This window comes from Sutcliffiella deserti (assembly GCF_020037475.1).
Taxonomy (GTDB): Bacteria; Bacillota; Bacilli; order Bacillales; family Bacillaceae_I; genus Sutcliffiella_A; species Sutcliffiella_A deserti.
This window is the reverse complement of the sequence record NZ_JAIQDB010000009.1, coordinates 88794-101986: the sequence shown is the minus strand read 5'-3', so window position 1 is coordinate 101986 and position 13193 is coordinate 88794. Positions and strand designations below refer to the sequence as shown.

Sequence of the window (13193 nt, the reverse complement as noted above, 5' to 3'; positions counted from 1 at the left end):
AAAAAGCAAGGGAAAAGGTGACAGCAATGATTGAAACAAGAAAACGCCTTGGCGATCTTTTAGTAGATGCAGAAATTATTACAAGTGAACAGCTGCAATTAACTTTAAAGGAAAAGTCTAAAGGCCAGAAAATCGGTGATGCGTTGCTGCAAAAAGGACTAATAACGGAGCAGCAACTGATAGAGGTACTGGAGTTTCAGCTAGGTATTCCTCATGTCAGCTTATATCGTTATCCATTTGACGAAAAATTGATGCACGTTATTGCCAAGGACTTTGCAAAACGAAACCTTCTTATACCTTTAAAGAAAGAGTACGGGAAGTTATATGTGGCAATGGCAGATCCGATGGATTATTTTGCAATTGATGATCTTCGACTGTCCACAGGATTTGAGATCGAACCGGTCATCGCCACGAAAGACGATATTCTGCGTTCTATCAATAAATATTATGAAGTATCTGATGCCATTGATGAGTTTATGGACATTGCAGAGCCTGATACCAAGTTGAACAAAGAGGACGAAAGAATTACCCAAGACGATTCTCCAGTTGTACGTCTTGTGAATCAAATCCTTCAGAATGCAGTTCAACAGCGGGCAAGTGATGTGCATATCGATCCACAGGAAACCAAGGTTGTTGTTAGGTACCGTGTGGATGGGGTGTTAAAAACAGAAAGAACCATGCCAAAGCATACACAGAATGTTTTAATTGCCCGGATTAAGATACTAGGTAACTTAGACATAACCGAGCATCGAATTCCTCAGGACGGACGTATTAAAACCAATATTGACTATCATCCTGTTGATGTGCGTGTATCAACACTTCCAACGGTATATGGGGAAAAAGTTGTTATGCGGATATTGGATATGAGTAGCGCATTAAACGACTTAACTCAATTAGGTTTTAATGCAAAAAATTATGAAAGATTTATTGATCTGATCACAAAACCAACTGGAATTATCCTTATTACTGGTCCTACTGGGTCAGGTAAGTCGTCCACCCTTTATGCAGGATTAAATCATCTTAACAGTGAAGAAGTTAATATTATTACGGTCGAGGATCCTGTTGAGTATCAGCTAGAAGGCATCAATCAGATTCAAGTTAATACGAATGTAGGGATGTCTTTTGCAAAAGGACTTCGGGCTATTCTGCGACAAGACCCTAATATAATCATGGTAGGGGAGATCCGAGACAAAGAAACAGCAGAAGTCGCAATCAGAGCATCTCTAACCGGACATCTAGTATTAAGTACCCTTCATACTAATGATTCCATTAGCACGATAACAAGACTAATCGACATGCAAGTAGAACCGTTTCTTGTTGGTTCATCTGTTAATGGAGTACTTGCCCAACGCTTAGTTCGTAAAGTTTGTAGAGACTGCGTGAAACAGGACGAGCCGACGGAGCGTGAAAAGGAAATTTTCGCGAAGAGAGGTTTAACCATTGAGAAGGTATCAAGGGGAAAAGGCTGCGGTACTTGTAATATGACAGGATATAAAGGCCGTCTTGCGATCCATGAATTATTGGTCTTGAATGACGAGATGAGAAAAGTAATCATGAATAACCAATCCGTCTCTAAAATCAGGGAACTTGCCTATAAAGCGGACACGGTATTCTTAATTGATGATGGTTTAATGAAGGTAAAACAAGGGCTAACAACAACAGAAGAAATTTTGCGTGTTGCCTTACAAGAGTAGGTGGAACTGTGATAGAGAAACTGCAAGAGTGGCTGCATGCAGCGTTTGAGTATAAAGCGTCTGATATTCATCTATCCGTTGGAGTGGCTCCAGTTTTCCGGATTAATGGTGAGTTAAAACGATATGGAGAATCTATTCTGTTACCGGAGGATACATTCGGCATTGCCAAACAAATGATTCCCGAATTTATGTGGTCCTCTTTTGAGGAAAAAGGGGAACTGGACTTTTCTTATAGTTTGCCTGGCACCTCAAGATTCAGGGTGAATGCGTACAAACAACGATCCTCTGTTGCACTTGCTATTCGAATTATCCCGACAAGCATTCCAACTCTGGAAACGTTAGAGTTGCCTTCCATCCTTCAAAGGCTCGTGGAAAAGCAACAAGGACTCATTTTGGTGACTGGTCCGACAGGGAGTGGAAAATCCACTACACTCGCGAGCATGGTGGACTATATGAACAGAACAACTAAAAAACACATTATTACGCTTGAGGATCCCATAGAGTACCTACATAAGCATAATCTTTGTATGATTGACCAGCGTGAAGTGGGCTTTGATACAAAGTCATTCGCCAATGGATTACGTGCTTCATTAAGGCAAGATCCGGACGTGATTCTTGTAGGTGAAATGCGGGATTTGGAGACAATTCAAACAGCCATTACGGCAGCCGAAACCGGTCATCTTGTTTTAGGAACCTTGCATACAACAAGTGCCCCTTCCACGATTGACCGGATCATCGATGTGTTTCCTGGCCCGCAGCAGCCTCAAATCCGTATTCAGCTTGCATCAGTGCTTGTGTCCATTATTTCTCAACGACTGTTTCCTTCAATCGATAAACAGTCACGGAAAGTCGCTACGGAAATTTTAATCAACAATTCGGCTGTAGGAAATCTGATAAGAAATGAGAAAATCCATCAAATTCAAAATGTCATGCAAACAGGAAAAGCCCAAGGAATGCATACGTTGGAGATGAGTATAAGAGAACTTATTCAATCAGGTCAAATTTCCAAAGTCTCAGCGGAGAGCTTTTTACAGGAGTCGGTGAATTATCATGCCTAAGTTTAAATATGTCGGACGAGATAAAAGTGGAAAAAGAGATGGCTCCGTTATTAGCTCTTCTAGAAGAGAAGCTTTTATTAAGCTAAAGGAAGAAGGAATCCGAGTCCTGCAAATGGATGAAGTTCCGGAATCAATCTTTACCAAAGATATTGCAATTGGAAATCCGGTAAAGCTTCATGACTTTGTCGTATTCTTACGACAGTTTTCTACCCTGATAAGAGCAGGTGTGCCGGTAGTAGAAGCAACAAATGTTCTCGCACATCAGACAGAAAGCAAGGCACTTCAACGCTCGCTCTTAGATGTAGAAGAGGACCTCAGGCAAGGAAACGCTCTTTCCACTGCGACTGCAAAGTATCCTAAGATCTTTTCCAATATGTTTGTGAACATGATGAAGGCAGGAGAAGCCAGTGGAGCTATTGATGACACACTGGACCGGCTCGCCACACAGTATGAAAAACAACATGAGACAAAACAGAAGATTATCTCCGCCTTGACTTATCCTTTGGTGCTTGGCGTTATTGCGATTGCTGTTATCATTTTCTTATTAGTAGGGGTTGTGCCAACCTTTGTTGCAATGTTCTCTGACTTTGGCGCCCAACTTCCGTTAATAACACGTTTTGTACTAGGCTCAAGTGAGTGGATGCAAGCTTATTGGTGGTTGTTTATTTCCTTAATTGTCTTGTTTATTGTTGGTATTTTTGCTTTAAGAAAGCAAAAGCAATCAAAATATTATCTTGATTTTTTCTTGTTAAGGATGCCCATTTTTGGGAAGCTGCTTCAAAAGGCATCAATTGCAAGACTAACAAGAACGTTAAGTTCCCTTCTTTCGAGTTCTGTTCCAATTCTGCAGGCCATAGCAATTGTAGAAAAGATAGCCGAGAATGAAGTTATTGCTAGAGTTCTGCAAGAATCCAGAGATTCACTGGAAAGAGGGGAGTCACTAACAACCCCGATGAAAAATCATTGGGCCTTTCCGCCGCTTGTCACACAGATGATCTCTATCGGGGAAAGCACCGGATCACTAGATGCGATGCTCGACAAGATAGCAGAGTTCTATGAAAAAGAAGTAGACAATGCTACGGACAGATTGAAGAGTCTCATCGAACCGATTATGATTGTTTTACTTGCAACGATAGTCGGGACTATAGTCACAGCTATTCTAGTGCCAATGTTCGATATTTTTAATCATATTCAGGCATAGATTGCTGTAGAATAATATTGTATTGTGTCAAATAGTATAATAGAATTAGAGTATTAAATAGTTCCAACAAATTTCCATTATGGGAGGAAGATTACGAATGTTAAAAAGAATAAAGAACCTGGTCAAAAATGAAAAAGGTTTGACTTTGATTGAATTACTTGCTGTTGTCGTTATTTTAGGGATTATTGCTGCGATTGCTGTGCCTAGTATTGGTGGATTGATAGATAATAGTAAGAAGGATGCACATGTTGCGAATGCTCAGCAGATGGTGAGTTCGGCAAAATTAGCGGTAACCACAAATGCAAATCTGCAAAAAGATGGAGTGTTTTTTCTTCCGCTTGGATATTTAGAAAAAGAGAAGTTTATTGATACTATGAAAGATCCAGATGGTGATACAGACTCTTATATAAGAGGAGAAGAGACTATCATTAATACTACACTTCCTGATACCAATACTTCATTTGTAAAAGTTGAGAACGGGGTAGTGAAATCAGTGAAATTGGTTAATGACAGTGATAATAGAGGGGTTCAAGAAACAAATGGAAATTCTGTAGATGTTAACCTCTTAGAGCGTGGGAAAGTAAATAATACTACTCCATAATAATATGATTATTCTATACTACATTGAAAGTTTGTTAACTTTTACTTTCGCCCTCCTCCTAGGCTCCTTCTACAACGTAGTAGGCCTTAGAGTTCCAAAGGGCATGTCAATTGTGGCTCCGAGGTCACATTGTACAAGCTGCAAGACCACATTGACGGGAATTGATTTGATTCCCGTCCTTTCATATGTATTTTCCAAGGGGAGATGTCGGTATTGTCAACAGGCCGTGTCTCCTATTTATCCATTATTTGAGCTTTTAACCGCAGTTCTTTTTGTCCTTGCGCCATTGCTTATGGGATGGACTTATGAACTGGTAATTGCTTGGACCCTCATCTCGATGTTAATCATCATTGTTATTACTGATATTCATTATATGCTTATTCCAAACAAGATTTTATTGTTCTTTTTCGTGTTATTTATTTTGGAGAGAATCTTTATACCTTACCAGTCTATTCCTGATCACTTAATAGGATTAGCTGTAGGCTTTGCCATACCATTTCTTGTCGCGCTAGTATCCAAAGGCGGCATGGGTGGCGGGGATATTAAGCTTTTTGCGGTATTAGGATTTGTGCTAGGGTGGGAGCAGGTTATTCTTACTTTTTTCCTTGCTTCTCTCATTGGAATGCTTGTAGCCATTGTGGGAATGCTATTTGGGAAAATTAAAAAGGGTGTTCCGTTTCCATTCGGGCCCTCCATTGCAGCAGCAGCACTTATTAGCTACTTTACTGGGGAAAGAATATTAACCTGGTACTTTTCTCTACTTTTCTAGTAAATTTTAAAGGAGTTCTTCTGGATGGAATTTTCGTTTTTACAACCAAAACATAATAATTTTATAAATATTACGTTGCGAGATCATGTTATTAGAATGGTAGAGTTAAAGAGCTTGGATCCTATAGTAGTTAAGCGGACTAAGGAACGGTATTTACCACCAAATATTGTTCGTGATGGGAAAATCGTCGATAAGAATATTTTTGGTCTCATTTTTGATGAATGTGTGCAAGAATGGGGTTTAAAGCGGAAGCATATTCGTTTTGTGGTACCCGATCAATTTGTTGTGACAAGGAAGATTTCTATCCCCTCCAATATTATGGATGATGAAATAATTGGTCATCTGTATTTGGAGCTTGGTTCCACCATTCACCTGCCGTTTGAGGATCCTGTTTTCGATGTGAATGTATTGAATCGTTCCGATAAAACAGAACTGGTTTTGTTTGCTTCACCTGAAGAAACGGTGAACGAGCTTTCCACCGTTTTTGAGGAAAGGAAACTAAAGCCGGCTGCTGCTGATGTTTCTTCTTTGTGCTTATACAGACTTTATTATGAACTTGGTCAACGTAATGAAAAGGATCATCTTCTCATCATTCAATTTGATGTCAGCTGTATCACGCTGAGTATTTTTATGGGGCATGTTCCTGTATTTGTAAGAACAATTGCGTTGCCTCAAGACATTAAAAATTGGGAAGTATCTGAAGCAAACACTCAATTAGATTGGGTGGGAGATATTGTTCAATTTAATTTATTTTTAGAAGATTTTATTAAAGAAATCGAAAGAATCATGAACTTTTTCCAATTCTCACTTAACGAAGGCAATGAAGAATTGAACCGCATTCTTCTCTATGGTGATCATCCGAACCTGCCTTTAGTGCTTTCTAAGTTAAGCGAGCGTATGACCGTTAAAGTTGATACATATGAATCAGCAGTTTATACACAAGATCAAGAGGTGGTTGACCCTAAATATTATTTTACACTCGGGTTAGCTTTAAAAGAGGTGTAACCAGTGAAAACGTTAGTAGATATTAACCTATTACCAAGAAAACAGGCCCGTAACATTACTACCCCTCTTGTTTATGGGATATGCATCTTTTTTGCTCTACTTGTTGTTGTTCTTCTTTTAGTATTCTCCTCTCTTATCAATAAAGATGTTGATAGAGTGGAACAGGAGCTGCAGACAGTTCAGGCGCTGCGTAGTGCGAAAGAAGAATCATTTAACCGCCCTCAGAGCTCTAGTTCTGCACAACGTTTGGAAAGTACGGTTGCATGGGCAGATGAATATCCTGTCGAGATGGTGCCTGTGATGCAGGAACTTGTCCGGCTTCTTCCATCACGGGGGTTTGTGCAAAGCTTCAGCTATTCGGAGACTGGTGCGATGAATTTGACGGTTCAATTTGATGAATCCCGAGATGCTGCTTATTATTTATATCATTTAAATAATGCAGACTATTTTCAAACGGTAAACTTATCTAGTATTGATACCAATTCTATTACGGAGGACTTGGACAGCGATACACTTCCTCGCTATGTTGCCCAGTACGACCTCACGTTTGACCGTCAAGCAATAAAGGCCGAGGAAGAAATTGTTCCAGAAACCGAAGATGAGGATCTAACGGATACAGAAACGGATCTCGACGATGAAGATGGAGGGGAAGACTGATGAATATTGAATTGGAAAGAAAACATTATGTCATCTTCGCCTCCGTTGTCACCGTACTTGTTGTGGGGATTGTCCTATTTTATTATTTAAGCTATGCACCACAGCAAGCGAAAATCGACCAAAAACGGCAGGAAATTAATATTGAGGAACAGCTGATTCAAGTGTTAGATCAGCAGCTCGCATCAGAATCTGCTAATCTAGTGAACACAATGGAACTGCAGCGGAAGATTCCAGTTACAGCTTATATTGAACAGCTGATTCTTGAGTTGGAAAAAGCGGAAGTTTTGTCTAATAGCCAAATAATTAATATGACCTTTGGTGACGCTGATTTTACTCCCTCTACCACGTTGGATGAATATATAGAATCGAACACGACTTTAACAGATGAAGAAATGGAAGAACAAGAACAAGAGCAGCAAGATGCCTACTTGCCAGAAGGTTTAAAAAGGGTAACAGTCAATTTGTCAGTACAATCTAATGACTATGAAGACCTGACATTATTTTTAGAAAGTTTGGAAAGTTTGACACGTGTCATACAAATAGAGTCGGTGGCTTTTACCGGTCAGCCCGAGCTTACGTCTGTCACACAAAATTTTGATCCGCTTAACTATTCTGTACAACTATCGGCATTTTACCATCCAGAGCTTACGGATCTAATAGAGGATTTGCCTCCTATTTCAGTTCCTGAGCCAAGTAATAAGACAAACCCATTTATCGACAATGAATAAATTATTTCCGAGGAAACAGTCGAAACATACTGACTGTTGATTATTGTGTCGGAAAACTATTAGAACAAGACGACAAAAGTCTTGTTCTTTTTTTTATGCCCTATGATAGGATAAAACAAAACTAATCGAGGAAGATCTTGCTAAAGGTAAATGGAGGTGGTAACGATGGACAAGCACCAAGTGAAAATAAAGATTAATGGAAAAGAAAAAAGCTTTAATGAGGGGGATAGAAAGCCTGTTGGAAATATGTACGAAGAAACATTCACCCCTAACCCGACAATAACTGAACGTAACGATTTTCCAGAAGAAGAAGACTTACCGATCATTATTGTAGACGAGTTGGCGGCCAGTGCAGAAAAACACGAAGATGAAGAATTTGAATGGGTGTTACCCAAAGAACCAGTTCTAGAAAATAAACAATCACACAAAAAAGAGGAAAAGACAAAAAGTAAAAGCTATATAGAAGACCTTCGAACAATTAAAGGTGGAAAAGGGAAAAAAAACCGTCCTACCCCTTTAGGCAGGAAGAAAATAGCATCACCGTCCTTTTCAAAGCAACTAATAGTATCGATCTTGATGGCTGTCGGAATTGGAACATGTCTCGGATTCTTGATATTAGGAATAATGAATATGTCGGATGGTTCACTTAATCCATCGCAGCCTGCAGCAGCCCCGGTAACAGAAGGAACAGGTACAGGGACGAATGAAACAACTAAAGCGACTGGCGAGCAGAGTGTAACCTTAGCTTCCCAAGCGATTGCTGTGCTACAAGGTGGAGCCTTTACTACTAGTGATGCAGCCACTGCGACAATTCAACAGTTTCAAAGCAAAGGATTCTCCGCAGCTGCTGTTAACAATGATCCGATATATGTGTTTGTCGGAATTGGTCAAAGTGTAGAAGGCATGAAAACATTAGGTGGAATGGCAACTGAAAAAGGACTAGAAACCTATGCAAAGGATTTTACGATCCCGGAAAAAACCTTCACCTCCCTAACAACAGATGACGTTCTCATTCTTCAAGAAGGACAAGCGCTTTACAAAGAACTCCTGATAGCTTCATCACTTTTATTGCAAGGAAAAGAAATGGATCCTGCCCTGCAGGAAAAGATAGATAATCAGTATACCAAAATAGCCGATGTAGAGGCTGGGAAATTAACCGAAGGACCAACACAATGGAAAGAATATCTTACAGGTGCCTACCAAAACCTTCAACAATACCAAACCACCAAAGATAATCAGCAACTCTGGGACGCCCAGCAAAAACTTTTAGAAGCAACGAGCTTCCTTTTTTAACCAAAAGGGGCCAGACCCCAAATCTCAAAAAGCCTTCAAAATGGAATTTTGGAGGCTTTTTGGGTTGAGAAATATGGTTTTGGTTTTATTGTTTTGGGAAGAGTTTTTGTGATACGATAGAATTGTATCTCTCTTATTTGAAAAACTATTTGGAAAAGGTGATAAAACATGAAACCTCTTATTTTAGCCTCAGGATCCCCCAGAAGAAAGGAACTTCTCCATCAAGTAAAACTCTCCTTTGAAGTGAAGGTAAGTTCTGTAGAAGAAACCTTCGACCCTCTACAAGTCCCGGAAGAAATTGCAATGAACCTTGCTCTTCAAAAAGCACAAGATGTTGCTAAATCTTGTAAAGATGCTGTTGTTATTGGTGCGGATACTATTGTTGTTTATGATGGTCATGTACTTGGGAAACCTGAAAATACAGAAGAAGCAAAGCACATGCTCCGGATGCTAAGTGGAAATACTCATGATGTAATAAGTGGAGTGGCCATTATAAGCGATAACCGACAAGTAACTTTTTATGAAAAAACAGCCGTTACTTTTTGGAGTCTGACTGACGAAGAAATCGACTATTATATCCAATCAGGTGAACCGATGGATAAGGCCGGTTCTTATGGTATTCAAGAAGTGGGTGCACTCTTTGTAAAGGAAATTAAAGGTGATTATTTTTCCGTGGTAGGACTTCCTTTGTCTAGAACGGTTCGTGAACTAAAAAGCTTTTTTTAGTGCGGAAAAATGTCCTCCAACTAGGTTCAGTCAGAAGGCTTACTTAGTAAAGGAGGAAAAAAAGTGGGAACACCGACAACCACGTTAATGATTAAAGATTACCCGGAAGATCAGCGTCCAAGGGAAAGGCTCATTCAGGATGGCCCCCAAAGCTTGTCTAATCACGAGCTTCTGGCAATTATACTGCGAACCGGAACTAAGGAAGAGTCTGTTCTCCAACTAGCCAACAAGCTTTTAACGTCCTTTGAAGGCTTGCGGCTATTTAAGGATGCTTCAGTTGAAGAATTAACCAATATAAAGGGTATAGGTTCAGTAAAAGCTGTACAACTATTAGCGGCTGTAGAGCTTGGGCGTCGTATTCATCGATTGCAGTACGAAGATCGCTATGTAATCCGATCCCCTGAGGATGCAGCTAATTATGTAATGGAAGATATGCGTTTTTTATCACAAGAGCATTTTGTTTGCCTTTACCTTAATACAAAAAATCAAGTGCTCCATCAGCAGACGGTATTTATTGGAAGTTTAAATGCTTCGATTGTGCATCCCCGCGAGGTTTTCAAAGAAGCCTTTCGTCGCTCAGCTGCCTCTTTTATTTGCCTTCATAACCACCCAAGTGGAGATCCATCTCCAAGCCGGGAAGACATTGAAGTGACAAAGAGATTGAATGAATGCGGCAAGCTGATCGGCATAGAACTTTTGGATCATTTAATAATTGGTGACCAGAAATTCATTAGCTTAAAAGAAAAAGGCTATATGTAAGTACTATGCTTTTTCTTTATCCTACGCTATAATATTATTCATGAGTTGAGAAGGGACAACCCCAGAAATACTGCTCATTTTAAAACTACTAAATACACATGTTGTTGAAATAATCAGAGGACATTTTGCTGTCCGCTTTTATCATTTTTACACCAAGTAATAGGTTCAGAAAGGGAGATACACAAATATGTTTGGAACGAGAGATCTTGGTATTGACTTGGGAACAGCCAATACACTAGTTTTTATTAAAGGAAAAGGTATTGTAGTGCGTGAACCATCGGTTGTAGCACTTCAAACAGATACAAAGCAAATTGTTGCTGTAGGTAACGATGCGAAAAATATGATTGGTCGTACCCCGGGAAATGTAGTTGCATTACGTCCGATGAAGGATGGCGTAATTGCTGACTATGAAACAACCGCGGTAATGATGAAATACTACATTAAACAAGCTTTGCGTAATAAAAATGCATTTTCGAGAAAGCCTTATGTGATGGTATGTGTTCCTTCTGGTATTACAGCTGTAGAAGAAAGAGCTGTAATTGATGCGACACGCCAAGCAGGTGCACGAGATGCCTACCCAATTGAGGAGCCTTTTGCAGCAGCAATTGGAGCGAATTTACCTGTATGGGAGCCAACGGGATCGATGGTTGTGGATATAGGAGGCGGAACAACGGAGGTTGCTATTATTTCTCTTGGAGGAATCGTAACGAGCCAATCTATTCGTGTAGCTGGTGATGAAATGGATGATGCCATTATTGCATACATCCGTAAGCATTATAATCTGATGATTGGGGAAAGAACAGCAGAAGCATTAAAGCTTGAAGTTGGTTCAGCAGGAGATCCTGAGGGAATCGAACCAATGGATATTCGCGGACGCGATTTATTAACTGGCCTTCCTAAGACAGTGGAAATTTCTGCTAAAGAAGTTGGAGAAGCATTAAAGGACACGGTTACTGCAATTGTTGATGCAGTTAAAGCCACTTTAGAGCGTACACCACCTGAGCTGGCTTCGGATATTATGGACCGTGGAATTGTGCTGACTGGTGGAGGCGCGTTATTGCGCAACCTTGATAAAGTGATTAGCGAAGAAACAAAAATGCCGGTAATTATTGCCGAAAACCCGTTGGATTGTGTTGCCATCGGAACTGGGAAAGCTTTAGATTATATCGATGAATTTAAAAAGAAATCAAGAGATTATCGCTAAAAAGTAGGTGTTAAGTCATGCCACAATTTTTCCTCAATAAAAGGTTAATTATTTTGTTGGTGAGCTTAATTTTTCTAGTGGCATTGATTGGCTTCTCTTTAAAAGAACGGGATGAATTAACATGGCCTGAACAGTTTATAAAAGACTCTACAGGCTTTGTACAATCCATCTTTTATCGACCGGCTCACTTTGTTGGTGGCTTTTTTGAGAATGTAGACCACTTAAAAAATACTTACGAAGAGAATAAACTTTTACGTGCTAGACTAGAAGAATATGCTAAATTGGAAACAAAAGTTTACAAGCTTGAGCAAGAAAATGAAGAAATTCGAGAAGTGATTGGTGAGCTCGACTCCTTAAGAGATTATGAGCCGCAAACTGCAACCGTAATCGGAAGAAATCCAGATCAATGGCGCGAGCAGATTATTGTTAATAAAGGCAAACAAGATGGTGTTGAAAAAGACATGGCAGTGGTAACAGCAGGTGGATTAATAGGAAAAGTAAAACATGCCAATCCTTTTACCTCTACGGTGCAGTTGCTGAGTTCTCTAGATCCCAAAAACAGAATATCTGCTTATATCCAAGGAGAGGAAAGCATCTTTGGTCTAATAGAAGGATATGACGACGAGCAAGGGGCGCTATTGTTAAAACGGATCCCGCATCAGGCAGAGGTGCAAGAAGGGCAAACAGTATTATCCTCTGGCCTTGGTGGGGTATTTCCCGAAGGTCTTATTATCGGTGAAGTGATGGAAGTTGTTCCGGATGAATATGGCCTAACGCAAATGGCCTATGTTAAGCCTGCTGCAAGCTTCTATAATATAAGCCAGGTTATGATCGTAAAACGCACGTTAATATCCGAAGAAAATGTACCTGAGGAAGAAGCAAGTGAAGAGGGGGATTCTGAGTGAGAAAATACGTCTTACCAGCCCTAATTCTTTGCTTGTTTGTTTTGGAAAGTATTAGCATTGATATTTTTAATATTGGAAGCATTCATGATGAGTGGATTATTGTTCCAAGGTATGTTCTGATTACTGTGATCTTGTGTGCGATTTATACTGGACCGTATATTGGGATGATATTCGGGATGTTCTTTGGCTTCCTTTATGATGTTGTCTATACGGATATATTAGGTGTTTATCTATTTGCATATCCGATAGCCGCTTACTTTGTTTCCAAGATAATGAAAGTACTGCAGGCAAACATTTTTATCGCTTATTTTATGATTCTTCTGGCGATTGCCATTGTTGAATACCTTGTTTATGGTATACATTTTCTAATTGGTTCAACCAATATGATGCAACAAGAGTTTTTATCCTCTCGTTTGTTACCTACACTAGGTTATAATGGTATTATTGCGATAATCTTTATTTATCCGTTAAGGTTGTTCATGGAGCAATTAGCGATCGAACAAAAGGATGATTTGTAAAAAAGCTGTTTTATATACTCAGCTTTTTTATACATATAACTCTAGTAATTTTTTTTAATATTTATAGTCATAGGA

Annotated in this window: 14 protein-coding genes; all 14 read left to right on the top strand. The window is 39.6% G+C overall.

The window, feature by feature from the left end:
* The first annotated feature begins 26 nt into the window (after window positions 1–26).
* The 14 genes from K9B36_RS14205 to mreD all read left to right on the top strand — a co-directional run bounded on the left by K9B36_RS14205 (window position 27) and on the right by mreD (window position 13118).
* Window positions 27–1694 (top strand): GspE/PulE family protein, encoded by a 1668-nt coding sequence (locus K9B36_RS14205; protein WP_223702937.1) that lies wholly within the window; start codon window positions 27–29, stop codon window positions 1692–1694.
* A gap of 8 nt (window positions 1695–1702) precedes the next feature.
* A complete protein-coding gene (locus K9B36_RS14200; protein ID WP_223702936.1) occupies window positions 1703–2752 on the top strand; it encodes a type IV pilus twitching motility protein PilT in 1050 nt (349 codons plus the stop codon).
* Window positions 2745–3953: a type II secretion system F family protein gene (locus K9B36_RS14195; RefSeq protein WP_223702935.1), complete on the top strand. Its 1209-nt coding sequence runs from the start codon at window positions 2745–2747 to the stop codon at window positions 3951–3953. The genes K9B36_RS14200 and K9B36_RS14195 overlap by 8 nt, the downstream gene beginning before the upstream one ends.
* A gap of 97 nt (window positions 3954–4050) precedes the next feature.
* Window positions 4051–4554, top strand: coding sequence for a type II secretion system protein (locus K9B36_RS14190; RefSeq protein WP_223702934.1), 504 nt, complete (start codon window positions 4051–4053; stop codon window positions 4552–4554).
* Between the two features lie 4 nt (window positions 4555–4558).
* Window positions 4559–5323, top strand: a complete 765-nt coding sequence (locus tag K9B36_RS14185; protein ID WP_223702932.1) for a prepilin peptidase — start codon at window positions 4559–4561, stop codon at window positions 5321–5323.
* Window positions 5324–5347: 24 nt separating this feature from the next.
* Window positions 5348–6328, top strand: coding sequence for a type IV pilus biogenesis protein PilM (pilM, locus tag K9B36_RS14180; RefSeq protein ID WP_223702930.1), 981 nt, complete (start codon window positions 5348–5350; stop codon window positions 6326–6328).
* A 3-nt stretch (window positions 6329–6331) separates the two neighbouring features.
* On the top strand, window positions 6332–6985 hold the full coding sequence (locus K9B36_RS14175) for a PilN domain-containing protein (protein ID WP_223702928.1): 654 nt from the start codon (window positions 6332–6334) through the stop codon (window positions 6983–6985).
* Window positions 6985–7713 carry a pilus assembly protein PilO gene (locus K9B36_RS14170; RefSeq protein WP_223702927.1) on the top strand — a complete coding sequence of 243 codons (729 nt, stop codon included), beginning with the start codon at window positions 6985–6987 and terminating at the stop codon, window positions 7711–7713. Before K9B36_RS14175 ends, K9B36_RS14170 begins: the two co-directional genes overlap by 1 nt.
* 165 nt (window positions 7714–7878) lie before the next feature.
* A complete protein-coding gene (locus tag K9B36_RS14165) occupies window positions 7879–9006 on the top strand; it encodes a hypothetical protein (RefSeq protein WP_223702926.1) in 1128 nt (375 codons plus the stop codon).
* Window positions 9007–9174: 168 nt separating this feature from the next.
* Window positions 9175–9732 carry a Maf family protein gene (locus tag K9B36_RS14160; RefSeq protein WP_223702925.1) on the top strand — a complete coding sequence of 186 codons (558 nt, stop codon included), beginning with the start codon at window positions 9175–9177 and terminating at the stop codon, window positions 9730–9732.
* An 87-nt stretch (window positions 9733–9819) separates the two neighbouring features.
* Window positions 9820–10491 carry a RadC family protein gene (gene radC / locus K9B36_RS14155; protein WP_223702955.1) on the top strand — a complete coding sequence of 224 codons (672 nt, stop codon included), beginning with the start codon at window positions 9820–9822 and terminating at the stop codon, window positions 10489–10491.
* A gap of 187 nt (window positions 10492–10678) precedes the next feature.
* A complete protein-coding gene (locus K9B36_RS14150; RefSeq protein ID WP_223702924.1) occupies window positions 10679–11695 on the top strand; it encodes a rod shape-determining protein in 1017 nt (338 codons plus the stop codon).
* Between the two features lie 17 nt (window positions 11696–11712).
* Window positions 11713–12600, top strand: a complete 888-nt coding sequence (gene mreC / locus K9B36_RS14145; protein ID WP_223702923.1) for a rod shape-determining protein MreC — start codon at window positions 11713–11715, stop codon at window positions 12598–12600.
* The gene (gene mreD / locus K9B36_RS14140; protein WP_223702922.1) at window positions 12597–13118 is read left to right on the top strand and encodes a rod shape-determining protein MreD; all 522 of its coding nucleotides are present in this window, start codon (window positions 12597–12599) and stop codon (window positions 13116–13118) included. Before mreC ends, mreD begins: the two co-directional genes overlap by 4 nt.
* The last annotated feature ends 75 nt before the right edge of the window (window positions 13119–13193 follow it).